Consider the following 24,165-nt stretch of genomic DNA (forward strand, 5'->3'; position numbering starts at 1 on the left):
TGAGAATAGATATAGTTACAAAGTGAATGAAGTGTAATTTATAAAAAACTTTGATTTTAGACTTGGGGGATAAAAAAGTGAAAAAACAACGAGTTGTTGTAAAGATTGGGAGTAGTTCCTTGGCAGATAGTCACGGAGGCATCTCTACAGAACAGCTTTCAGATCACGTTGCCGCATTGGCTCGGTTGAAAGAAGATGGGCACGAGGTTGTGTTAATTACATCTGGAGCCGTCGCTGCAGGTTTTTCAGCGCTAGGATATCCTAGCAGACCTGTAACGATTAAAGGGAAACAGGCTGCAGCAGCTGTCGGACAAAGTTTGTTAATGCAGGCGTACACGGAGGAATTCCGTAAATATGGCATCGTTACTGCGCAACTTTTGTTGACGAGAAGTGATTTTTCTAGAAAAGAACAGTATAGTAATGCTTACGCTACGTTAGGAGAATTATTAAACCGTTCCGCTCTTCCAATTATTAATGAAAATGATTCCATCTCTTTAGAGGAGCTGACGTTCGGTGATAATGATATGCTGTCAGCTTTAGTAAGCGGGCTTGTTTCGGCGGATATGCTTATGATCTTTACGGATGTGAACGGGTTATATGACAAAAATCCTCAGAAAAATGCGGATGCAAAAAAATATTATTTTCTTCCTGAAGTTACGGAAGAAATTTCTTCTCTTGCAGGAGATGCTGGCTCAAAACTTGGGACTGGTGGTATGAAATCAAAAATCGATGCTGCAAAGACAGCACTCTCTCTTGGTGTGAGTGTATTTATCGGGACAGGACGTGGACAGGAAAAGTTTGTAGATGTTTTGAAGGGTAAGGGTGATGGAACGTATGTTGGTAATGCTCCTCAAAAAGAAATGAAGATGAACAAGCAATGGATTGCCTTGCATTCGCTTGTTAGCGGACAAATTGAAGTAGATGCTGGGGCGGCTACTGCCATCATTCAGCATGGTAAGAGTTTACTTCCAGCTGGTGTTACGAATGTATCAGGATTTTTCCAAGTGGGTGAAGTTGTAGAGGTTGTAACGCAACAAGGGCGCGTAATAGGAAAAGGACAATGCACATATAGTGCAGAGGAACTAAGAGATGTAAAAGGTATGCAAAGCCAAGATATTCAAGTAAGAGGCGAGAGACATAGTTATGAAGTCATCCATAGGGATCATTGGGTTTCACTTTAAAAAGGAGGAAATGAAAATGAATGAAGTGTTGGCAAAGGGGATAAAAGCAAAAGAGGTTGCTAGAGAACTTGTGCTTAAAACTACAGATCAAAAAAATGAAGCACTTGCTGCAATTGCTAATCAGCTGATAGTAGAAACAGCTTATATTTTAGAAGAAAACAAACGGGATATTGAAGAAGGTAAGGAGAAAGGATTTTCTCATTCACTCCTTGATCGCCTTTTGCTGAATGAACAGCGAATTGTTGATATGACAGAGGGTATTAAGCAGTTAATTGAATTACGTGATCCTATTGGAGAATGTGTAAGTGCATGGGAACGACCAAATGGACTATCTATTCAGGAGATGCGCGTACCACTTGGTGTTGTCGGAATGATTTATGAGGCAAGACCGAATGTAACTGTTGATGCTGCTACAATTTGTTTAAAAACAGGAAACGCAGTAATACTACGTGGTAGTTCTTCTGCTATCCATTCTAACAAAGCCATCGTTAGCGTTATTCACCGGGCGCTTAAGCAAACTAGCTTGCCTTCAGAAAGTGTACAGCTCATAGAAGATACAACGAGAGATAGTGCAAAACAGTTGTTTACATTGAACGAGTACTTGGATGTTCTTATACCAAGAGGCGGTAAACAATTAATTGATACAGTAGTGAGAGAAGCGTCTGTTCCAGTACTTGAAACAGGTGCGGGAAATTGTCATATATTCATTGATGAAACAGCAGATAAACAAATGGCGTTTAATATTATTATAAACGCAAAAACACAGCGTCCATCTGTATGTAATGCAATTGAGACGATTGTACTTCATGAGAATTGGGCAGAGCAATATGGTAGCGAGTTGTTTTCTTCCTTGAAGGAAAGAGGGGTGGAGCTACGTGGTGATAATAAAGCAGTGGCAATTGATACTTCTATCTTACTTGCGACAGAAGAAGACTGGGAAACTGAGTTTTTATCTCTCACACTAGCAGTGAAAGTGGTTTCCACTGTTGAAGAAGCGATTCATCATATAAATACGTATGGATCTATGCATTCTGAAGCAATTATTACTGAAAACGAGGAAAACGTCAGCAAGTTTTTTACTTCTGTAGATGCCGCGGCACTTTATCATAATGCATCGACTCGTTTTACAGATGGATCCGAATTTGGATTCGGAGCGGAAATTGGTATCAGTACACAAAAGTTACACGTAAGAGGACCAATGGGGCTTCCAGCATTAACTTCTACAAAATATGTGATTCGTGGAAATGGACAAATTCGAAAATAATAATAAAAGACACTCAATTGGCTTGAGTGTCTTTTATTATAAAAATTATTTACCATACAAATAGCCCAACGAGCATAGCACTTAATAAAGAAACAGCCATCCCGCTAACAAGAAGCTTCCAAACATTTTTACCGATGACTGATGATTTTTCTCCGCCAAATAATGAATTGTAAGTTCCGTAAATCATACCTACTGTACTAAAGTTAGCAAAAGAAGCTAGAAATGTCGTTGCAACCGCAACCGTATGCGGTTGTAGCGACTTTAAGTTTGATTTTAAATCCATCATTGCAACAAATTCATTCGTCGTTATTTTGATCCCCATTAATTCAGCTACATACATAGCATCACTGCCTGATAAACCGAGTAAAAATGCAAAAGGACTAAAGATAATGGAGAAGATTTTTTGAATTGTTAACCCCGTTACAAAAAAGCCTAAAATCCCATTTAAACATGCTGTTAAAGCTACATATCCAATTACCATGGCTAAAATAACGATAACCATATTCATCCCGACTAACATACTGTTTGAAATAGTAGAAAAGAAATCCTTTTTTTCATGTTTGGAAGGTGTGTAAACAACGTCTTCTTCTTTCGAAACTTCCACAGGATTTAATACATTGGCTAAAATTAATGCGTTAATACAGTTTAATGGGATTGCGCTGAAAATATATGTTGCTGGAACCATTGATAAATAAGCACCAAGAATGGATCCGCTAACGCTACTCATACTCATAATTCCAAAAGTCAACAAACGATTTTCTTTTAAAACAGATAATTGATCACGAACAACTGCAAGTGCTTCGGTGTTCCCTAAAAACATCATTTGAATGGAAAAGAAACTTTCTAACTTTGGCAAACGAGAAATCTTTGAAATAACTGCACCTACTTTATCAATAATCCAAGTTAAGATTCCGAAATAAGATAGAATATCGAAAAAAGTAATAACAAAAATGATAGGAAGTAATGCACTAAAGAAGAAATCAATGTGTGGACTGTCCATAGCGGAAGGAAATGCAAATCGAATACCTTCGTTCGCGCATGCCAGTAGCCAACTGAAAAATGACGCTATTTTATTAATGATAATACTGCCTAGCTTTGTGCCTAACATAAACCACGTAATAAAAAGCTCCAATAGGATGAGAATTACAATTGGTCTCCATTTTATATGTTTTTTATTAGGCGAACATAAGAAAACGATTAATATGACAACGAAAATCCCTAACATATTTAATATGAAATGCATGTCAACCACTCCTTGAGCTTTATTATTTGTATATAAAAAAGCTCTTATTCTTCTTAATTTAGAATGAATGTGGTTTAATTTATATTTTTGTAAATTCTAAAAATATAGAAGGTGAAATTCAATAAAAATAGAATTTAATACATAGCAAACAAGGAGGGGATAAAAATGGAGGTCTATCACATAGCGAGTAAAAAGAGGGAAACATACAACGTTCAGGTGAAATATTCGATACTTTTCGAATGTGCACTTGGCATTGCAGCAATTACTCATAAAAGGTTAATTGATACTCTTGAAAAGACTGAAAGTGAATGGAAAGGAATTAGACAATCATTAACAGATGAGATGGAAGAACACTTACAGTTTGTAGAAGAACATAATACGTGGAAAGCATTGCTTCAGTTATTGTATGAAGAGGATTTTCAAGATTTATCGCAGTTTCATGCTAAAATCGATTCACTTTCAGAAGAAGGTTTGAAGTATATATGTTTACCGTTTTTAGGAGAGAAGTACCAAGAAAAAAGAACTTTAGCGGCAAGTGGAAACGTAACTGCAATACATGAACTAATGGAACTGACACAAGAACATCAGTTTTTCTCTACGTATATTCGTTTTATATGTGATGTTGATGTCCAAGTGCTGAAATCTCATTTAATTGCTGTTATGACAGGTTGGTATGAGAGTGTAATTAAGAAAGAGGAAGAAGAAATACTTTCTATATTAAAACGAGATTATGAAGCAAAAAATGAAATGAATAAAAAGATGAAGCCGGAAGAGTTTGTCGAATGGACGACTGGCGGAGTGAACTATATGCCAGAGCCAAGTGTTCATCACGTACTTCTTATTCCGCAAATGACGTACAGACCGTGGAATATTGAAGCAGATATTGAAGATACGAAAGTATTTCATTATCCAGTTGCGAATGAAAGCATTCATCCCGAAGATCCGTATGAACCGAATTATTTTTTAGTTCAAAAACATAAGGCTCTTGGGGATGAGGCGAGATTGCGAATTGTAAAAATGTTGTTTGAAAAAGAACGTACATTACAGGAAATAACGGAAAGATTGCAGCTTGGTAAATCGACAGTACACCATCATTTGAAATTGTTACGTGCAGCGAAGTTAGTTGATATACATGACGGAAAATATGTATTAAGAAAGAAAGCAGTACAGTCTTTAGCGAAAGAATTAGATATGTTTTTGAATAGATAATTAACAACGAGAATGTACATAAAGGGAGGAATATAAAAGAAAAGTTGGTGTGTGAAATTGAAAAATATATTGAAAAATCGTTCGTTCCTTTTTATGTGGATTGGTAGTGCAATCTCTGAATTAGGAGGGGCTTTCGGAACGTTATGTAATTCAATTCTAGTATATGAGTTAACAGGATCAGAAATGGCTTTAAGTAGTATGTGGTTATTATATTTCATCCCATCACTCATATTGCAATTAATAAGTGGCCCATTTATTGATAAATGGAGCCGGAAGTGGATTATGATATTTTCACAATGGATACGAGCGTCCGTATTTTTATTACCCTTGGTGATGCTAGTTTCGGGTAGTATAGAAGTTTGGCACATTTATGTTGTTCAAATTGTAGTGGGACTTATTACACCACTTTATACACCTGCAAGTCAAGCAATTACACCGAGCGTTGTAGGGAAAGAACAACTTCAAGATGCAAATGCGTACATTGATGGAATGACTCGCCTTATGATGTTTCTTGCGCCAGTATTAGGCGGAGTAGTCATTCATTTCATTGGAACAGAACTTACATTATCTTTCGTATGCATATGTTTATTTGTTAGTGGTGCTTTCTTATTTTATATAAAAGAAAATAGAACGTCGCAACCTATTCGGAAAACGTGGCTAGAACAGTTTCTTCACGGTTTTACATATTTTTTCACAAAACCAATCATCGTTTGGCTCGGTATATTTCTTACTTTCGTGCAATTTGGAGTTGGGGTAACGATGGTTACAAATCTTCCTTATATAAAAGACGAGCTATCAGCGGGATATGTAGAATATGGTTATTTTATGGCCGGATTCCCACTTGGCTATGTAGTTGGATCTATACTAGTCGGAAAAGTAACATATAAAAGCCGGCGTATACTTATGCTCGGAGGATTGTTTATAGGGGGACTCACATACATTTCACTAGGTTTTAACCACAGTATTGTAATAGCGGTAATAATTGAAATAGTTGCAGGTGTTTGTATTGCATTTTTCAATGTTCATAACACGACAATATGCCAACAAACCGTCCCAAATAATATGATAGGACAAGTATTTTCAGTGCGTTTATTTTTTATACGATCCGCTATGCCATTAGGTGTGTTAGTAGGAGGAATATTGAGTGAAATGTGGGGAGTAAGAGCGCTATATGTAATCATCGGTGCAATTATATGTGTTACATCTTTAATAGGGATGTTACTTCCATATTTCAAATTTTTAGATGAGGCGATAGAAAAGAAATCAGCATAATTTAAAAAATTAAAATTTTACAATTGAAAATAATTATCATAATCAATTATAATAGGAGAATACTAGTATTCGTATAACAAAGAGGGAGTGGGATATATGTTTATCGAAACGAAAACATTTACAGTAAAAGAAGGTACATCAAATATAGTTGTAGAACGTTTCACTGGAGAAGGTATTATTGAAAAATTTGAAGGCTTCATCGATTTAAGTGTTCTCGTGAAAAAAGTAAGACGCGGCGACGAAGAAGTTGTCGTAATGATTCGCTGGGAATCTGAAGAAGCATGGAAAAACTGGGAAACAAGTGAAGAACACTTAGCTGGACATAGAGCGGGCCGTGGTAAACCAAAACCAGATCATATTATTAATGTGGATCATGCGGTTTATTATGTGAAATCATCGAAATCGGCTTATCAACAGTCGTAATATACAAGCAGAGGATACATGTTGTAGAAGCAAACATGTATCCTCTTTTTTATTACTGGGGGGATGTAAATGATAGGAAATCTTTCATTCATTAAAAAAATGTTCTAGGATATAGAAAAAAATATTAGACTTATAAAGCATAGTCTTAGATGGAACGCTTGAATATCTTGCCTTACATATTTAAGGGTTATGAAAATGAGTCTATATCCCTTCTGTTTAAAAGGAGATGAGTACATGAAGCTGAATCATTTAAATTTATGTGTTGATGATTTATCAGAAGCGAGACATTTCTTTGAAACATTTTTTGATTTTCAATTTTTGGAACAAAAAGGGAAAGCACTTGTAGTTATGAGTGATGAGAGTGGATTTATACTTGTGCTAAGTGATCCAAAAGCATTTAAAGGGAATAAGGAAGTTACGTATCCGGAAGCTTTTCATATTGGTTTTTTAGTGGTAACTACAAATGAAGTGGATCAAGCGTATAATCGTTTAGTAGCAGGCGGCATTGAAATAGATAAGGAACCTTATTCGATGCGAGGTAGTAGTTATGGTTTTTATTTTACAGTATTTAATGGCTTATTAATTGAAGTGTCTTGTCTTGATTATAGAGAAGGTAAGAAAGTTTCAAAGCTTAATAGTAATCATCAAGAGTAATCATTTGAAGGTGTATAGAATCTAAGTATGTATCATATTAGAAGATGGATTAAGCAAGCTTCACTGTAAAGTAAAAAAGACAGACTAATAAATAGTCTGTCTTTTTACATTAATTCTTCACATCATCATAAAGTTCAAGTGCCTCTTTCACATTCAATCCATTTTTCACAATGCCATGTATCGCTTGGATCATCGCAGCTGGGTGCTCGGATTGCCATATGTTACGGCCCATATCTACTCCAATTGCACCTTCTTGCAGCGCATTGTACGTAATGTTTAATGCGTCTTCAATTGAATCTAGTTTTGGGCCACCCGCGATGACGACTGGGGCAGGGCATGTGCTCGTTATTTTTTCGAATCCTTCGCAGTAATACGTTTTAATAATATCAGCACCCATTTCAACACATACGCGGGAAGCAAGTGCTAGAAAGCGAGCTTCACGTTTTTGTAATTCTTTTGCGACTGCGGTAATGCCGAGTACTGGTAGGCCGTAATCGTGAGCCTCAGAGACTACATTTGCGAGATTCGAAACAGTTTGTGTTTCATAGTCTGATCCGACAAAAACAGAAACGCCAACGCCAATTGCGTTTTGCTTCACTGCTTCTTTCACAGGTGTAACAATTGTTTCATTCGCTAAATCTTTACCGACGACAGTAGCTCCGCCAGATACACGCATAACCATAGGTGTACTGCAGTTTTCAGGAATACAGGAGCTAAGTACACCGCGCGTTAAAAAGAGGGAGTCTGTATAAGGAAGTAAGTTTTTAACTGTTTCAAGTGGTTGTTCTAGCCCGTGAATTGGCCCTAAAAAGTAGCCGTGATCTATTGCTAACATAACCGCTCTACCATCAGGTAAAATTGTATTTAATCGATTTTTAAATCCCCAAGTCATTCAAAATCACTCCTTCGTTAATGTTGGATTTTCCGTTTGTACCGTATCTTTATTTGGTAAATGTGGTGACTTTATAAAAACAGCTTTAAAAGGTTTGTTAGAATGGTTAATCAGATAGTGAGATTCATGAGGGCGAACTTGCAGGACATCACCTTGTTTAATCGGAACTCTTTCGTTATTTACATAGAAGTCTATTTCACCTTCTAACGCATAAAAAACTTCTTCACACGTTGTATGGTAATGATTTTGAAACTCTTGCCCAGGCTGAATGACAACAAGACCAAGATCAATATTCGGGCCTTGTATTAAATATTTCGGCCCGTTATCACCGAAGCGATAGGAGAAATCATTTTCATTCGCTTTTAACATACAGTTCACTCCTTTATGTAAATGAGTTACAGTGCACCAGGTGCAATCCACATATGTGTTGTAAGTCCTTTATCAGCTAAAGCGAGCTGACTGCTATACACGGTTTTCCATGTTTCATAGAATTCTTTGTATAGCTCGTGATTTTCAGTGATTGGTTCAAATGTATTTTCCCACTGTACAAATTGTTCGGCAGTCTCTTCCATAGATGAATATATGCCAGCGCCAACTCCAGCAGCAATCGCAGTTCCTAAAGCAGCTGCTTCTTTCACAACTGGTACTTTTACAGGAATGCCGAGAACGTCTGATAGAATTTGTGGCCATAGTTGCCCTTTAGCGGCACCGCCAGCAAAAATGACTTCAGAAGGGAATGTACCAGTAAGATTTTCAATTAGTTTTAAGTTTCCAAGTGTAACGAAGGCGGCATTTTCTTCAATAGCACGGAACATTTCTTTTTTTCCGCATTTGTCAGCGTCTAAACTTAAATTTAAGAATGAAGGTGCGGCATGACGCCAAGAAATGTAGTTCATAACGTTTGAAAAAGTAGGGATAATACCATATGAACCGACAGGTACGTCTTTCGCTTGTTCTTCTAATAATTCATAAGCGTCTACACCGAGTTTTTCAGCGAGCTTTTTTTCTTCTTGGCAAAAAGCGTCTCGAAACCAACGCATAACGAGGCCAGGGAAAAAGGCAATCGTTTCATATTGCCAAAGGTTCGGAACGACGTGACAATTTACTCGAATTGCAGCATTTGGATCCGTTGTTGACTCTGTAATATTCACTTCCTGTTGCCAAAAGCTGCCGCCGCATATTAAAGTTTGATTTGGTTTTACGACTCCAGTCCCGAGTGATGCCATTTGAGCATCACCGCCACCAGCGACGACAGGAATCCCTTCAAGTAAACCAGTTAGTGCTGCACACTCTTTTGTAACATTACCAATCACAGTGCCAGCTTCATTTACTTTTGGTGAAAATGGCAACGTTATACCACATTCTTTAGCGACTTCGTTATCCCAATTTCTATTTTGTAAATCAAAGATTCCAGACGTACAACCGTTGGAAGGGTCGATTTGCAGTACGCCGCTTAATTTATACAAAATCCAATCATTTAACATCGAAAAGGATTGAATATTGTTGTAGATGTCTGGTTCATGTTTTTTAATCCAAAGTAGACGTGGTAAAGCACCTAATGAAAAAGTTTGCCCAGATTTTCTGTATAAATCTTCTTCAAGATGTGAGCGGATTTCTTTTAGCTCACTAACTTCAGCGGATGCACGGCCATCAACATTTGCACATGCCCATATTTCTTGCCCATTTTTATCATATAAAACAAAACCTTCTCGCATACTTGTAGCGCTAATAGCTTGAATAGAAGAGGGAAGTATATTACTTTTTTGCAGAACTTCTTTCGTACACTGTTGTACAAGTTGCCAGTTTTCTTCTACATCAAAATTCATAGAACCGGGGTAACGAGGATCAGTTTTATGAACCCATTCTTTTTGACTTACTGCAATTTGATTGCCATGTAAATCAAAAAGAACAGCTCGAATGCTTCCTGTACCAGCATCGAAAGCTAATAAAGTAGACATTAAGAATCACCTTCCTTTCTTAATAAGGAGAGCGCAGTTTCTTCATCAGTAATTAATGTATGAATAAATTTCCCTTTTAAAGCCCCATATATGGCATCTATCTTTTGAGTACCTCCAGCCACACCAATGACATGCTTCATGCTGCGAAGAATCGTAAGTGGTGTGCCAATTAGACGATTATGATGCGAGAGCTCTAATAAATCACCATTCGTATTATAAAACTGTCCTAAAATATCGCCCGCCCCGTTTTGACTTCGAATATATGTCATTTCACGTAGCGTTAATTTTTCTTCTTTTACAATCGTAGCGTCTTGAGATAACCCGCCAATACCGACAACTGCCGTATGTGCAAGTGAAGCGACATGAAGCATATCTTTCACACTTGGTTCTGATAAAATACTTTGTGCCATTTCAGTAGAAGATGCTAGAAAAGGAGTAGGAATAATATGAAGATCACCTTGCATGTAGTGTAAATAGTTTTGTTTTCTTGGAAGATAGTGGTTTACTCCGCCTGTTAGCGTTACGAATGAAAGATTAATAGAACTTTCAAAATGAATGTTTTCTAGCATTTTACTTATTGTTTCACCCCAGCCGATGCCGAGTAAATCACCTTGTTGGAGATGAGTCTCTAAATATTGTGCAGCGGCTTTTCCGAGAGAAGTAGCATAATTGTCTATTGGAGTAGGGATAATAAAGGCATCTTTCAAGTGGAACTTTTTCATTAAGTCACGTTCAATGCTCAAGCAATGCAAACCGGTTCCTTTTACGTGAAATGTAACGATACCTTCACTGCGTGCCTTATCTAATAACCGGACGACTTTATTTCTTGAAATATGAAGAAGTGAAGCAATCTCTTGTTGTGTTAATTGATCTTTATAATAGTACCAGGCTACTTTAGTTAATAAATTTTCTTCAAAGTTCAGCTGTGACATACTCTTCATCCCTTTCAACAATTGACCAATGCTTAAACATATGTAGCATATATTTTGTTTATTCCAGTTGAAACGATTAATAGCACATTGAAAAAAGTGTTCTAGATATGAAAAAAGGAATATACAATGCTACAAAACAAGTAGAACAAATAATCATTTTCTCAAAAAATGTTCTGGATAGAGGCAGGTGACATCATGTGGAGAATGTGCCCTTATTACAAGTGAAGAAAATGAGTAAGGCGTTTTCGAATCAACTTGTGCTAAAGGAAGTGAACTTACAAGTAGAGCATGGTGATATATACGCTTTAGTTGGTGGCAATGGCGCCGGGAAATCGACATTAATGAAAATATTAACGGGGTTATATTCGTATGATAGTGGAGAAATGTATGTGAAAGGAAAGAGACAGCAGTTTGTAAATCCAAAAGAAGCACACCAAGAAGGGATTTATTTAATACCACAAGAACCGCTCATTTTTCCGCATATGACCATTGAAGAAAATATATGTATCGGGTTAAAAGAAAAGAAAAAGAAACTAAAAGTACAGATTCAGCAATTGATTAGCAGCTTAGGATGGGATATTGACCTTAATAAACTAGGAGGAACATTATCGATTGCGCAACAACAGTTAGTAGAAATCGTTAGAGGATTAATAAGAGAAGCTGAGATTCTTATTCTAGATGAGCCAACATCGACATTAACAACACACGAAATTAAGAGTCTTTTTGTGTTGATGAAAAGTTTACAAGAAAAAGGAATTGGGATGATTTATATTACGCATCGTTTTCCAGAAATCTTTGAAATTGCCAACAAAGTAGCAATACTACGTGATGGAATGGTTGTAAGCCAAGGTGATGTATGTGACTATACATATGACATGCTGATGGAGGGACTATTGCCAAAAGGATATAAACAGAAAGAGAAAATAGAAGTAGTTCAAGAGACAGCAAAGACGAAAAAAATATTAGAAGTGGTTGATATAAATGGTCACGCATTCGAAAATATATCATTCACTGTACATGCGGGTGAGGTTGTAGGTGTTGCTGGCATTATAGGATCTGGCAGAACGGAATTAGCAGCAGCGATATTCGGATTGAAAACTATAAAATCAGGGTCTATCTTATTGGGTGGAAAATCAATTGATACGTGTTCTTTGCATAAAAGGCTAGACGAAGGACTAGTTTATGTGCCAGAGGATAGGGCGAGGAATGGAATTTTCTCAATTGCTTCTGTTAAAGAAAATATTGCAGCAGCAAGTTTATATCAAAATAATCGCTTTTTTATAAATCAAGAAAAAGAAAGCGCTTTAGTTAATTTGTTTATAGAACAATTCCGAATTGTTGTACAGAATATGAATGAAGAACTCGCATCTTTATCGGGAGGTAATCAGCAAAAAGTCGTGCTTGCGAAATATCTCGCGTGTAATCCGAAAATTATTATTCTTGATGAACCGACTCGCGGAATTGATGCGAAAGCAAGGCTTGAAGTGTATGAGACGATAGAAAAAATGAAAAGGGAAGGACACGCCATATTATTCATTTCTTCAGACGTTGAGGAAATTGTCCAATTAGCTAACCGTGTATACGTCATGCGAAATGGTCAATTTGTTTCTCATTTGGAGAAAGAACAAATAAGTGTAGAAGAAGTTACACGTCTTGCATACGGAGGTGTAATGGAATGAAACGTATGTATAAAGTGCACGAAACGTCTATCATACTGTTACTACTAATTTATATAGCTATTGTCGGGATAATAAATCCTAATTTTGTTCAGTTTAACTCATTATCATTAATGATGAAATCAAGCGTTATTTTAGTCGTTCTAGCAATTGGCCAATCGTTCGTTTTATTTACGAAAAATATAGACGTATCAGTTGGCTCAATTATGGGATTAAGCGCGGCAGTTTGCGGGATGTTGTTAACGAACGGGTATAATGCATTCATGTCAATTCTTGCTGCGATAATGCTTGGTGCTATTATCGGTTTCATAAACGGGATTGGCGTTGCAAAGTTTCGGGTACCAGCCATTATTATGACATTAGGGATGCTAGGAATTGTTAGAGGTGCAATGTTAATCTTCACAGGCGGGAAGTGGATTGAAGATATTCCAAACGATTTTAAGCAGCTGTCATCTATCATCATTCTTGGTTTACCTATAACTGTATGGTTCGTTTTTATTATTTTACTACTACTATACTTCTTTTTAAGAAAAGTGCCATTGGGAAGATACTTTTATGCGGTAGGTGATAATGAAGATGGCGCGAGGCTTATTGGTATACCTGTTAATAAAGTGAAGATATATGCGTTTATGATTTCAGGCATAAGCGCTGCGCTCGCTGGTTGCATATTTGTTATGAATATCGGGTTCGTCCCAAATCAAACAGGTACAGGATTAGAATTACAAGTAATCGCAGCCGCTGTACTAGGAGGAATTCATTTAAAAGGAGGAACAGGTTCTATATTTGGAGCCGCATTAGGAGCATTGTTTCTAGAAGTGATAAGCAGCTCACTCGTCTTTTTAAAAATACCAGCATTTTGGAATAATGCCATTTCAGGCTTTTTATTATTACTCATCATCATATTAGATAGTGTTATGAAAAAGTGGAAGGCAAAAAGGAGGATGAATCTATGAAGTATTTATATAGATGGGAAGGGGTTCTAATTGTATTACTTCTTATAGAATTCATCCTTTTTAGTTTTATAAATAGTGATTTCTTAAATATTAGTAATCTCCTTTTTAGTACAAATGATTTCCTATTTATCGCAATTGCGGCGATACCAATGACTTTCGTTATTGTAACAGGAGGAATTGATGTATCGGTCGGATCAATAATGGGGCTCACTTCGATCTTGATTGGTGTACTTTGGATGAACGGAATACCTATTTTGTTTGCTGTCATAATCGCCCTAATAATTAGTTGTTTAGCAGGAGCTTTAAATGGACTCATTATAAAAATGACAGATGTAGAACCACTAGTCGTTACACTCGGAACGATGTTTTTATACGGAGGAATTGCGCTTGTCATTTCAGGAGGGGCGGGTGCTTCTGGATATGAAGGGATAAGCGGTTTACCTGATACTTATGTACAACTAGCAAATGGTAGTTTTATAGGAATACCCAATTTATTATGGTTACTTATTTCATTAACAATTGTATACACAATTTTGTTTCACCGAACGATATATGGACGCTACGTAAAATTAACAGGTGCGAATGAAAATACAGCAAAATACACCGGGATTAAGACGAAGAAAGTAGTAATCATTGCTTACATACTTTCTGGGTTAGGAGGTGGATTAGGGGGAGTTTTCTTAACTGCATATTTCGGTTCTGCACGTGCTGATATAGGAAGTGAAACAATATTACCAATCATTACAGCAGTCGTATTAGGCGGGACACTTATTACAGGGGGAAAAGGAAGTATTTTCGGTACTGTACTTGCAAGTATTTTTATAGGCCTTATGCAATATGGCCTACAAATGACAGGCTTAACAAATGAACAATCAAATGTCGTAATAGGTATTATCCTTATTCTTTCAGTTATTATGAGACATTTCAAATTACATCAATTTTTAGCGGGGAAAAGACAGAGTTGGCATAAGGGGGAAATGTCATGAAGAGAAAACTAGGGATTGTATTGATTGTATGTATTTGTTTAATAGGTTTAATCGCTTGTTCCAGTCAAACGGCAGATAAGAAAAAAGCGGATGATGTGAAATTTGCATTTATCCCGAAATTAACTGGAGTTGGCTTCTTTACATCGGGCGGTGAAGGAGCAAAGGAGATGGGAGATAAGCTAGGCGTACAAGTGAAATATGATGGGCCGTCTGAAGCGAGTGTATCAGGGCAAGTAAAGTATATAAATAATTTTATTAACCAAAATTATGATGCACTTATGGTTTCCTCTACATCAGTTGATGGTTTATCGCAATCATTGCAACGTGCTAAGAAAAAAGGAATGACTGTCTTAACGTGGGATTCTGATGTGAATCCCAAAGACCGTTCTTTTTATATAAGTCAAGGGACACCAGACCAACTTGCTAACTTATTAATTGAAATGACTTCCAAGCAAATTGGAGATAAAGGGAAAGTAGCGTTCTTTTATTCTAGTCCAACAGTAACGGATCAAAACCAATGGGTAACGAAAGCGAAAGAAATTATTAAAAAGAAATATCCGAACTGGGAAATTGTAACGACGCAGTACGGTGAAAATAATGCACAAAAATCTTTATCCGTAGGGGAGAACATATTAAAAACGTATCCAGATATTAACGCAGTTATTTGTCCAGATGCAACAGCACTCCCAGCTATGGCGCAAGCAGCTGAAAACTTAAAAATGGATAAAAAAGTAGTGGTAACTGGATTTTCTACACCGAACGTTATGCGTGATTATGTAAAACGAGGAACAGTACAACAATTCGGATTATGGGATGTCAAACAGCAAGGTGCGTTGGCAACTTATGTAGCAAATGAGATTGTTGTAAAAGGAAAGAAGTTAAAAGTAGGGGATAGCTTTGAAGTAAAAGGAATCGGAAAAGTGAAAGTAGAGCCAAACTCCATTCAAGGATATGATTATGAGGCAGAAGGAAACGGAATTATCGTATTGCCAGAACGAGTTGTATTTACGAAAGATAATATTGATAAGTATAATTTTTAGTAGACAAAAAAAACGTCCGAATATATCGGACGTTTTTTTATTTCTTCATTAATTATGAACAGTTTCTTTTTCGTTTAATCCAAGTGTACGACCAGTCGAAGTGTGAAGATCTTGGAACAATCTTGGATTTTCAGTTAGTGAAATGCCATATGAAGGAATCATTTCTTTTATTTTTTCTTCCCATTCTACCATGCGGCTTGGGAAACATTTTTCTAATACTTCAAGCATGACGTGAACAGCAGTAGAAGCACCTGGTGATGCACCTAGTAATGCGGCGATTGAGCCGTCAGCTGCACTTACTACTTCTGTACCAAATTGAAGTGTTCCTTTACCGCCAGCATCAGTATCTTTAATTACTTGTACACGTTGTCCAGCAACTACAATATCCCAATCTTCACTTTTCGCGTTCGGAATGAATTCGCGTAATTCTTCCATACGTTTTTCGTGCGATAACATAACTTGCTGAATTAAGTATTTTGTAAGTCCCATTTCTTTTACACCAGCAGCTAACATCGTTAAGACGTTATTCGGTTTTACAGAACCGATTAAGTCAAGGTTTGAGCCAGTTTTTAAGAATTTAGGTGAGAAGCCTGCGAATGGTCCAAACAGTAAAGCTTTTTTATTGTCTATATATCTCGTATCTAGATGAGGTACAGACATTGGCGGAGCGCCAACTTTAGCTTTACCGTATACTTTCGCATGATGTTGCTCTACAACTTTTTGGTTTTTACATACCATAAATAGTCCACTTACCGGGAATCCTCCGATATGCTTTGATTCAGGGATACCAGTCTTTTGAAGTAGAGGTAGACTACCGCCACCGCCGCCAATAAAGACGAATTTAGCAGTATGATGCTCAATTTTACCACTATTCATATCGTGTACTTTTACTTCCCACAAACCATTTTTCGTGCGCTTAATATTTTCGACACTATGCTTGTAGTTTAGCTCGACATTTTTTGTTTTTAAGTAATCAAACAACATACGTGTTAATGCACCGAAGTTAACATCTGTTCCAGAGTCAATCTTCGTTGCCGCCATCGGTTCATTAGATGTGCGGCCTTCCATAATGAGTGGAAGCCATTTTTTTAATGTTTCAGGAGCATCAGAAAATTCCATTCCTTGAAACAGTGGATTTTTTGAAAGCGCTTCAAAACGGTTTTTTAGAAATTCAACATTTTTTTCCCCTTGTACTAAACTCATATGAGGTAGTGGCATAATAAAATCTTGTGGATTACGAATTAATTTGCTCTTTACAAGATATGCCCAAAATTGTCTTGAAAGCTGGAATTGCTCATTCACTTTTACAGCCTTACTAATATCTATAGATCCGTCAGATTTTTCGGAAGTATAGTTCAGTTCGCATAGCGCAGAATGCCCTGTACCTGCATTATTCCATTCGTTAGAGCTTTCTTCCCCGGCACTTGCGAGTTTTTCAAAAACTTTAATTTCCCATTCTGGTGCTAATTCTTTTAGTAATGAGCCTAACGTTGCACTCATAATTCCTGCACCAATTAAGATAACGTCTGTTTTTTGCTGCATGTTGCTCATGATAATCTCTCCATCCCCTATATTGGCAAAAAAGTGTAGGTGTTTTCTATGTCTAAGCCGTAAAAGAGAAACACCGCCTAGGCCCCACCTAGGTGTATACCTTTTTTGTCTCAATTATATAACCATCTCATACTCTATTATAATAATTAATAGACTAAAATATCTAGTGTTATCTGATAATTTTAAACTATTTAACGTTTTATTCGCTAAAAATCTTATTTAACAAGCTCTTTTAAGGTGATAAATAGAAAAAAATTACAGTTTGAAATTATCTCGAAAAAGCTTACGTATCCTTAAGTGACTAAATCGAGTACCTTTTTATGGGATTATTCTTTCTGTAATGGTAAGATTATTCTGAAAAATAAAAAGGAGGGACTCTAATGTGTACAAAAGAACAAATTTCAAACTTATTTCGAAACTTTTCAATAAAGGAATGTAAAGGGTCAAGTGATTTATATGAATATTTATCAATGAAAATTGCTGAAGATGAGGAAGTACTTACACTATCGTCCTGTGCTCAGGTAGGTCAACCAGTCCCAAACTTACTATTAGGTGCAGTACATTATTTATTGTTAGCAGGGAAAGAACATCATTTAAAAACGTATTATAGTAGTTTAGTTGAAAATGCCGATACAAATTTAAATAAAGCTTTTGATCATTTTAAAGATTTCTGTAAAGAGTACCGAGAAGAAATCATTACATTGTTACAAACGAAGCTCGTTCAAACGAATGAAGTAAGACGGTGTGCATACTTATACCCAAGTTTCTGCTACATATTTAACAAAGTGAAGAAGCCGTTAGCGTTAATTGAAATTGGGACAAGTTCTGGGTTGCAACTGTTCTGGGACCAATATAGTTATTCGTACGGGACGGATGAAATGTACGGAAATATAAATTCAAATGTGCATGTAACTTCTGAAATAAGAGGGGAGAATGTACCGCATTTTCTAAAAGAAAGCCCATCTGTCGTAGAAAGAATCGGACTGGACTTACATGTGAATGATTTACATAATGAGGAAGATTATTTATGGTTACGTGCTTTAATTTGGCCAGAACATAAAGAAAGGCTTGAGATGTTTGATCAAGCTGCATCTTTAGTGAAAAATGAATCTGTCCAATTCATAGAAGGAGACGGTGTAGAGCTATTATCATCTATTATTGAACAAATAAGTGAAGAAGCTGTTATTTGTATTTTCCATACACACGTCGCAAATCAAATACCAGAACAAGTAAAACATAAGTTAGAAAAACAAATACAAGAAATTGGCGCAAAACGTGATGTATTCCACCTTTATAACAACATGTGGGATCGTGACCTTCATATTGATTATTATATTAACGGAAACGAATATCGTGAAACGGTTGGAGAAACAGAAGGGCATGGGAAATGGTTTAGCTGGAAGATTGGAAATGAGACGCCTATTTAGATTAATAGGGGCGCCCTCACTTGTAAAAGGTGGGGCCATAGGCTCAATCATGGACTAAATGGTTAAGGAAATAAATTTATTAGTAACATACAAAAAAAGCTTCGGAGAAATCCTAAGCTTTTTTTGAATTACATTTAAACCCCATAATGGATCATGTACTTCTGTTCTGCTGCGGCTTGTACAATTTTTGAAGCTAACTCATTCAGCTCATCATATTTTCTGAAGAACTTTGAAGATGTAACTGTTTCATAGAAAATTGCTAATGATTCAGGCGGGATAATTGTAATACCGTAATGAGCTAAACCGTGTTCTTGATTTTTGACTGTATGAAAGTAGGTTTTCATAATTGATAAATTTCGATTTAAGCTACTGATAATATCATCATCAACAGAAATACAATGATATTTCTCTGGTGTATAATCTTCGTAATTTTTTTGAGAAGTAAAATCGTCAATTATTCCAAAATCATGGACACATGCCATCATTATCATCCTTTCAGCTTTAATAAAGTGAGTTCTATTAAAGTAAAATGGTCATTCGTTTAAGTGTAATAGAAATAGTTATGTAGTTCATAAAATATCTTCGGTTCTTCTTCGTGAAGACAGTTTATTTATCGATAAACTCATCGGGAGCCCAAGTGGCGATTTCATTCCCAGGTGCAGCGACTACAAGCCATTGCTCACATAGAACACCAGATTGCCAACATTCATAATAATCATGAAAACCATTTACAAAAATAATTTGTCCACTCTCTAATGTAATAATTAAATGAGGGCTTTCTAAGCCGAGTCGTATATCGGTAACTTTTTGTTTTCTTATCTTAAATATTCTTCTTCCTCAGAATAAACTTCAAATTCATCTTCATTTAATGGGTATCTTTTTTGAAGTTTATTAAATAAACACCATTTGGATTCGATATTGATATATAATTGTCCGTCATAATCAACTGAGTCGTGAAAGTTTGTGAAATGAATCTTTATAGCGGCTGGAGAAATACCAAATTGTAATCCATCAACTTGTGATCCGATGAATAGATTTTTTAGCACTTTTTCAGCGTAAATTTTATCCTCTTGATTCATTCTTGAAATCCTCCTTTTCTTAAAAATATACCTTATATTTTTATTGTAATAAATAAATTTTCATGTAAAATGAACCTTTTGTGAAAAACGAGCGAATATAGTGTGAAAGATCACGAGAGGGGAACGAAACTTTGGATGAAGTACAATTAAAAGAATGGCTATATAAAAGAAAGTATGTTGCCCAAAAAAGAGTTTGAGAAAGTGTTACTTTGGATTGTTGAATAGATATTTAGCAAAAAAAAGTAACTAATAATTATGTTATGTAAACTTAGTTTATAAAACACCCATTTAAAAAATGGATGTTTTATATTTTGATATATTAGGTGGAATATATAGTTTAAAAAAGCGGAATACTTTGCGGAAAGTTAAAGACATTTTTCGGATCATATTTTGCTTTTACTTCCATTAATCGGTCAAAGTTGCAACTGAAGTATGCATCTGGCCAATTTTTAATGGATAGGTCAGGAGTATTAACATAGACACCTTTTGTAAATGGAAGCATTGCCAAACGGAAGTCTTCAACCCATCGAATACTTCCACCAGCACCTTCTGGTTGCTCCCAAGTAGCGAATATTGACATGTTTGATAGTGCTTTTCGGTAAAAGTAAGCAGTCGCCTCATTTGGCACCTCAGCAACAGCACCGCCTAATCCGTGGAAAAATACGGAGGTGGTGGAAAAGGGAGGTGCATTATTAATAAAGTGATCGATAATGGATAGTCCTTCTTCTGGTAATAGTTCATATACATATGGACCAACACTTTTAAATGGTAAAGGTGTTGCAGGTTGCTTCTCAGCTATTTTCGCTGCTGCTTCTGCCCATGGTATTTCTTCGATAGTTACTTGCAGTGGTGAACCGGCTTCTAGTAATGGCTGTAGTAGCGACTGCAATTCTTGTACAGAACCGAGAAATACACCTTGCATTAATAATGATGGTTCTAATCCTGCAGACATAAAAAGAGTAGTTGTAAGTCGTTTATTAGCGCAAGGTAGCGTATATTCTTGCCAAGAGGTTAATACAGGTTTTAAATCTGATATCCCCCAGCTTATTTCTGCAAATCCTACCGTATTAATTTTATGTGTTCGAAACTTAAACGAAGTACATATTCCAAAGTTACCACCACCAGCACCGCGCGAAGCCCAATAGAGATCGGAGTTACACTTGGCGTTAGCGCGTATTATACAACCATTCGCGTCTACCATTTCTAATTCAAGTAAATGATCGAGAGTTAATCCAAACGGACGAGAGAGAATACTATGTCCGCCACCTAAAGTAACACCTGCAATCCCGGGAGTAGGACAAACACCACTCGGCACAACTAATCCTTCAGCAGCAAGTGTTTCAATTAAAGAAATATTTCTCCATCCAGTCCCGATAGTTACAGTTCCATTATTGTGATCTATTTCTAATTGCTTCATTTCACTTACATCAATTACAAGACCAGCATTACTGACGGATAATGCCTCATAATTATGACGTCCAGAGCGCATGCGTATAGGAACGTTATGTAGCCTTGACCAGCGAACAGCGTTTACTACATCCTGCGTATTTTGAGCAAAAACAATGATTAACGGAAATTTGTTGAAGAATGTATTGAATTCTTCACGCGCTGAATTATAATCAGGATCATTAGGTGTAACGATACGACCAGTAAGTTCAATTTTTTGATTATTCATTTCAGTCATCTCTCCTTGACGTGAAATATTAATAATGTGGAAATACAGAACATAAAGAAGAACTGACAATACTTTATAAGTAAATGAATAAAGGAAAAGGATTATTCCAATAAAGAAAAAGGCAGTGCTACATAAGTAGCACTGCCTTTTTGTAATTATATGTATGTGCTCAAAATTTCCCCAGGTAATCCATCAATCTCACAAACTTTCTCCGATGTAAAACCTACGCTTAGTAAAATTTTGCGAGAAGGGATATTATTTGGATCGATCATTGCTTTTAGTACGTTTACATCTGTTTGCTTCGCTATTAAAGCTAGTTGTTAATTTTTGATTATGTACGTACATACAATGTGTAATTAAGTGAATGATTAACATAGTAATTACAGAAAAGGGTGAATGAAGCGTATGAATCAATTTGAGCAAATGATGTACGTTGGTGTCATCATGTCTATTGTACTATCCGTAATGATTTTAGGGTCCTTATATTATAATCCTCGACTTTCATTAACTGATTATCCGAAAGATATTCAAAAAGTAGTTTTTCCAAAATCGATTCATGAAAAAAAGCAAACCATTTACTTTAATATTGTATACAATACTATTCTTTTCGGTTGTCCTTTCGTTTCTACATATATATTACATAAGCATGAAAAATTATTGTATATTGATGCTTATTTACACACTTTTGGTATTTTAATGATTTTCAATTTAGTAGATTTACTTATAATTGATTGGCTAATTTTTTGCTGGATTACTCCAAGGTTTGTTGTGATTCCTAGTACGGCAGGTATGAAAGGATATAAAGATTATAAGTTTCATTTAAGAGGGGCTATAGTCGCTACTCAAATTTTAGCAATCGTAAGTTTATTTTTGGCGGGAATTGCAACAACTATTTAGTGTGAAGAAGGGCATGAAGCTTTTATAAAAGATAAGGAGATTTATAATATATAGAATTAGAAATAAGAATTTGTTAGTATTGAAGTGAGGAGTTTTAATAACAGTATATTAAGCCGTATTAATATACTGTTGCAAATGTTTTGATATTATGTAAAATTATACAATTTTACAGAGACATTTGATAAAATTCAAAAAAATATAATGGAGGCTAATATGAAAAAAGTAATTGGCGCAGCAACAGCAACTATTTTTGGATTGGGGGCGTTTACCACAACTGCTACCGCAGAAACAATCGTAACAGCAGATGTACTTAACGTACGTGAAAAACCGACTACAGAATCAAAAGTGGTCGAAAAAGTAAAGAATGGGCAAGAGTTAAAAGTCATCAATACCGAAGATGGCTGGTCAAAAATTGAATTGGACGGTAAAGAAGTGTTTGTAAGTTCGGAGTTTACAAAAGATGTGTATCATGTAACGGCGAATTTGTTAAATGTACGTACCGAAGCAAACACAGATTCAGAAATTCTTGGCAGACTAAAAAAAGATGATGTAATTGAATCAACGCATCAAGTAAAAGACGGATGGTTGGAATTTGAGTATAAAGGAAAAATTGCTTATGCAAACGTTTCTTTCCTATCAAGTACAGCACCAACTGAAAAGAAAACTGAAGAGAAAACGAAGCAAGTAGCGAAAGTACAAAAATCAGTTAAAGAAAAGAAAGAAGTAAAGACGCAGAAAGTAGCAAAAGCGAAAGAAACAACGAAAGCACAAGAAATAGTAAAGCCTAAAGAAGAAGTAAAAGTTAAAGAAGAACCGAAAGCACAAGAAATAGTAAAGCCTAAAGAAGAGGCAAAAGTCAAAGAAGAAGTAAAAGTTAAAGAAGAACCGAAAGCGCAAGAAATAGTAAAGCCTAAAGAAGAGGCAAAAGTCAAAGAAGAAGTAAAAGTTAAAGAAGAACCGAAAGCGCAAGAAATGGTAAAGCCTAAAGAAGAGGCAAAAGTTAAAGAAGAAGTAAAAGCTAAAGAAGAAGAAAAAGCGCAAGAAATAGCAAAAGCAAAAGAAGAAGAGAAAGCAAGAGAAATAGCAAGAGAAATAGCAAGAGCAAAAGAAGAAGAGAAAGCAAAAGAAATAGCAAAAGCAAAAGAAATAGCAAAAGCAAAAGAAGAAGAGAAAGCGCAAGAAATAGCAAAAGCAAAAGAAGAAGAGAGAGCAAGAGAAATAGCAAAAGCTAAAGAAGAAGAAAAAGCGCAAGAAATAGCAAAAGCAAAAGAAGAAGAGAAAGCAAGAGAAATAGCAAAGGCTAAAGAAGAAGAGAGAGCGAAAGAAGTATCAAAAAACAATATACAGTCTGCTAAACGTGAATTAACGGTAGTAGCGACAGCGTATACTGCTGATCCAAGTGAAAATGGTACATATGGTGGACGCGTTTTAACTGCGATGGGGCATGATTTAACGGCAAATCCGAATATGAGAATTATCGCAGTTGACCCGAAAGTAATCCCATTAGGATCTAAAGTATGGGTAGAAGGTTATGGAGAAGCTATCGCTGGTGATACTGGAAGCGCAATTAAAGGTAATCGTATTGATGTATTAATGGGGTCAAAAAGTAAAGCTATGAATTGGGGAAGAAAAACTGTTAAAGTAAAAATTTTATAGTAACTATAATGATCCAAATAGAAGTCAGTTCTCTTTATTGAGGCTGGCTTTTATTTTTTTAGTGGAAGTATAATAGGATTTTTAAATGACTTATTAATAAACCTGTAATAAAACATAAAAATTGTCTCATGTTTAGAAAAACTATTAAGAATGAGGTAAGGAAGTAGAACAGAAAGTTATTGAGAAGTAGAGAAGAA

At 36.0% G+C, this 24,165-nt stretch carries 21 protein-coding genes and 2 pseudogenes; 13 read left to right on the top strand and 10 right to left on the bottom strand.

The window, feature by feature from the left end; genetic code table 11:
- The first annotated feature begins 77 nt into the window (after nucleotides 1–77).
- Together proB and ACO6VI_RS18875 are read left to right on the top strand one after the other, a co-directional pair.
- A complete protein-coding gene (gene proB / locus ACO6VI_RS18870; protein WP_006924529.1) occupies nucleotides 78–1,181 on the top strand; it encodes a glutamate 5-kinase in 1,104 nt (367 codons plus the stop codon).
- A 16-nt stretch (nucleotides 1,182–1,197) separates the two neighbouring features.
- Nucleotides 1,198–2,445, top strand: coding sequence for a glutamate-5-semialdehyde dehydrogenase (locus ACO6VI_RS18875; RefSeq protein WP_063547702.1), 1,248 nt, complete (start codon nucleotides 1,198–1,200; stop codon nucleotides 2,443–2,445).
- Between the two features lie 49 nt (nucleotides 2,446–2,494).
- Here the strand turns inward: ACO6VI_RS18875 and ACO6VI_RS18880 are convergent, their stop codons facing one another.
- On the bottom strand, nucleotides 2,495–3,688 hold the full coding sequence (locus ACO6VI_RS18880) for a NupC/NupG family nucleoside CNT transporter (RefSeq protein WP_063547700.1): 1,194 nt from the start codon (nucleotides 3,686–3,688) through the stop codon (nucleotides 2,495–2,497).
- A gap of 165 nt (nucleotides 3,689–3,853) precedes the next feature.
- On the opposite strand from ACO6VI_RS18880, the gene ACO6VI_RS18885 reads away from it, so the two are divergent.
- From ACO6VI_RS18885 to ACO6VI_RS18900, 4 genes are all read left to right on the top strand, one after another.
- Nucleotides 3,854–4,897: an ArsR/SmtB family transcription factor gene (locus tag ACO6VI_RS18885; protein ID WP_063547698.1), complete on the top strand. Its 1,044-nt coding sequence runs from the start codon at nucleotides 3,854–3,856 to the stop codon at nucleotides 4,895–4,897.
- 51 nt (nucleotides 4,898–4,948) lie between these two features.
- Nucleotides 4,949–6,169, top strand: coding sequence for an MFS transporter (locus tag ACO6VI_RS18890; protein ID WP_161519831.1), 1,221 nt, complete (start codon nucleotides 4,949–4,951; stop codon nucleotides 6,167–6,169).
- Nucleotides 6,170–6,265: 96 nt separating this feature from the next.
- The gene (gene hmoA, locus ACO6VI_RS18895) at nucleotides 6,266–6,592 is read left to right on the top strand and encodes a heme-degrading monooxygenase HmoA (protein ID WP_000469498.1); all 327 of its coding nucleotides are present in this window, start codon (nucleotides 6,266–6,268) and stop codon (nucleotides 6,590–6,592) included.
- A gap of 234 nt (nucleotides 6,593–6,826) precedes the next feature.
- Nucleotides 6,827–7,246, top strand: a complete 420-nt coding sequence (locus ACO6VI_RS18900) for a VOC family protein (RefSeq protein ID WP_063547696.1) — start codon at nucleotides 6,827–6,829, stop codon at nucleotides 7,244–7,246.
- A 109-nt stretch (nucleotides 7,247–7,355) separates the two neighbouring features.
- On the opposite strand, the gene lsrF is transcribed toward ACO6VI_RS18900, so the two are convergent.
- The 4 genes from lsrF to ACO6VI_RS18920 are packed head-to-tail and all read right to left on the bottom strand — an operon-like array spanning nucleotide 7,356 to nucleotide 11,046.
- Nucleotides 7,356–8,138 carry a 3-hydroxy-5-phosphonooxypentane-2,4-dione thiolase gene (gene lsrF, locus ACO6VI_RS18905; RefSeq protein WP_000219772.1) on the bottom strand — a complete coding sequence of 261 codons (783 nt, stop codon included), beginning with the start codon at nucleotides 8,136–8,138 and terminating at the stop codon, nucleotides 7,356–7,358.
- A gap of 6 nt (nucleotides 8,139–8,144) precedes the next feature.
- A complete protein-coding gene (locus tag ACO6VI_RS18910; protein WP_000909988.1) occupies nucleotides 8,145–8,507 on the bottom strand; it encodes a cupin domain-containing protein in 363 nt (120 codons plus the stop codon).
- Nucleotides 8,508–8,533: 26 nt separating this feature from the next.
- Nucleotides 8,534–10,096, bottom strand: a complete 1,563-nt coding sequence (gene lsrK, locus ACO6VI_RS18915; protein ID WP_063547694.1) for an autoinducer-2 kinase — start codon at nucleotides 10,094–10,096, stop codon at nucleotides 8,534–8,536.
- Nucleotides 10,096–11,046: a sugar-binding transcriptional regulator gene (locus tag ACO6VI_RS18920; RefSeq protein WP_140155490.1), complete on the bottom strand. Its 951-nt coding sequence runs from the start codon at nucleotides 11,044–11,046 to the stop codon at nucleotides 10,096–10,098. Before ACO6VI_RS18920 ends, lsrK begins: the two co-directional genes overlap by 1 nt.
- Before the next feature lie 179 nt (nucleotides 11,047–11,225).
- Between ACO6VI_RS18920 and ACO6VI_RS18925 the strand changes: the two genes are divergently transcribed.
- From ACO6VI_RS18925 to lsrB, 4 genes are read left to right on the top strand one after another with little or no spacing between them, the layout of a single operon-like run.
- Nucleotides 11,226–12,707, top strand: coding sequence for a sugar ABC transporter ATP-binding protein (locus ACO6VI_RS18925; RefSeq protein ID WP_161519832.1), 1,482 nt, complete (start codon nucleotides 11,226–11,228; stop codon nucleotides 12,705–12,707).
- The gene (locus tag ACO6VI_RS18930) at nucleotides 12,704–13,657 is read left to right on the top strand and encodes an ABC transporter permease subunit (protein ID WP_063547690.1); all 954 of its coding nucleotides are present in this window, start codon (nucleotides 12,704–12,706) and stop codon (nucleotides 13,655–13,657) included. Before ACO6VI_RS18925 ends, ACO6VI_RS18930 begins: the two co-directional genes overlap by 4 nt.
- Complete coding sequence (locus tag ACO6VI_RS18935) at nucleotides 13,654–14,643, top strand: ABC transporter permease (protein WP_000876510.1); 990 nt, start codon at nucleotides 13,654–13,656, stop codon at nucleotides 14,641–14,643. The genes ACO6VI_RS18930 and ACO6VI_RS18935 overlap by 4 nt, the downstream gene beginning before the upstream one ends.
- Nucleotides 14,640–15,683, top strand: coding sequence for an autoinducer 2 ABC transporter substrate-binding protein LsrB (gene lsrB, locus ACO6VI_RS18940; protein ID WP_000823652.1), 1,044 nt, complete (start codon nucleotides 14,640–14,642; stop codon nucleotides 15,681–15,683). The genes ACO6VI_RS18935 and lsrB overlap by 4 nt, the downstream gene beginning before the upstream one ends.
- Nucleotides 15,684–15,731: 48 nt before the next feature.
- Here the strand turns inward: lsrB and ACO6VI_RS18945 are convergent, their stop codons facing one another.
- A complete protein-coding gene (locus tag ACO6VI_RS18945; RefSeq protein WP_000069161.1) occupies nucleotides 15,732–17,234 on the bottom strand; it encodes a malate:quinone oxidoreductase in 1,503 nt (500 codons plus the stop codon).
- Nucleotides 17,235–17,614: 380 nt separating this feature from the next.
- Here ACO6VI_RS18945 and ACO6VI_RS18950 point away from each other — a divergent pair, with 380 nt between their 5' ends.
- Entirely contained in the window at nucleotides 17,615–18,661 is a 1,047-nt protein-coding gene (locus tag ACO6VI_RS18950; RefSeq protein ID WP_063547688.1) for a DUF2332 domain-containing protein, read from the top strand.
- Nucleotides 18,662–18,795: 134 nt separating this feature from the next.
- Here the strand turns inward: ACO6VI_RS18950 and ACO6VI_RS18955 are convergent, their stop codons facing one another.
- The 4 genes and pseudogenes from ACO6VI_RS18955 to ACO6VI_RS18970 all read right to left on the bottom strand — a co-directional run.
- Nucleotides 18,796–19,146, bottom strand: coding sequence for a hypothetical protein (locus ACO6VI_RS18955; RefSeq protein WP_003270899.1), 351 nt, complete (start codon nucleotides 19,144–19,146; stop codon nucleotides 18,796–18,798).
- A 121-nt stretch (nucleotides 19,147–19,267) separates the two neighbouring features.
- Nucleotides 19,268–19,740, bottom strand: a pseudogene (locus ACO6VI_RS18960) (hypothetical protein).
- 337 nt (nucleotides 19,741–20,077) lie between these two features.
- The gene (locus tag ACO6VI_RS18965; protein WP_063547686.1) at nucleotides 20,078–21,415 is read right to left on the bottom strand and encodes an FAD-binding oxidoreductase; all 1,338 of its coding nucleotides are present in this window, start codon (nucleotides 21,413–21,415) and stop codon (nucleotides 20,078–20,080) included.
- A gap of 155 nt (nucleotides 21,416–21,570) precedes the next feature.
- A pseudogene (locus ACO6VI_RS18970) lies at nucleotides 21,571–21,735 on the bottom strand (N-acetyltransferase); the annotation flags it as partial.
- Nucleotides 21,736–21,820: 85 nt separating this feature from the next.
- On the opposite strand from ACO6VI_RS18970, the gene ACO6VI_RS18975 reads away from it, so the two are divergent.
- Nucleotides 21,821–22,312 (top strand): hypothetical protein, encoded by a 492-nt coding sequence (locus ACO6VI_RS18975; protein ID WP_063547684.1) that lies wholly within the window; start codon nucleotides 21,821–21,823, stop codon nucleotides 22,310–22,312.
- A gap of 213 nt (nucleotides 22,313–22,525) precedes the next feature.
- The gene (gene entB, locus ACO6VI_RS18980) at nucleotides 22,526–23,968 is read left to right on the top strand and encodes a cell wall-binding protein EntB (RefSeq protein WP_088020666.1); all 1,443 of its coding nucleotides are present in this window, start codon (nucleotides 22,526–22,528) and stop codon (nucleotides 23,966–23,968) included.
- Nucleotides 23,969–24,165: the final 197 nt, after the last annotated feature.

This window comes from Bacillus sp. PSXD-155 (assembly GCF_049310765.1).
In the GTDB taxonomy this organism is placed as follows: Bacteria; Bacillota; Bacilli; order Bacillales; family Bacillaceae_G; genus Bacillus_A; species Bacillus_A cereus.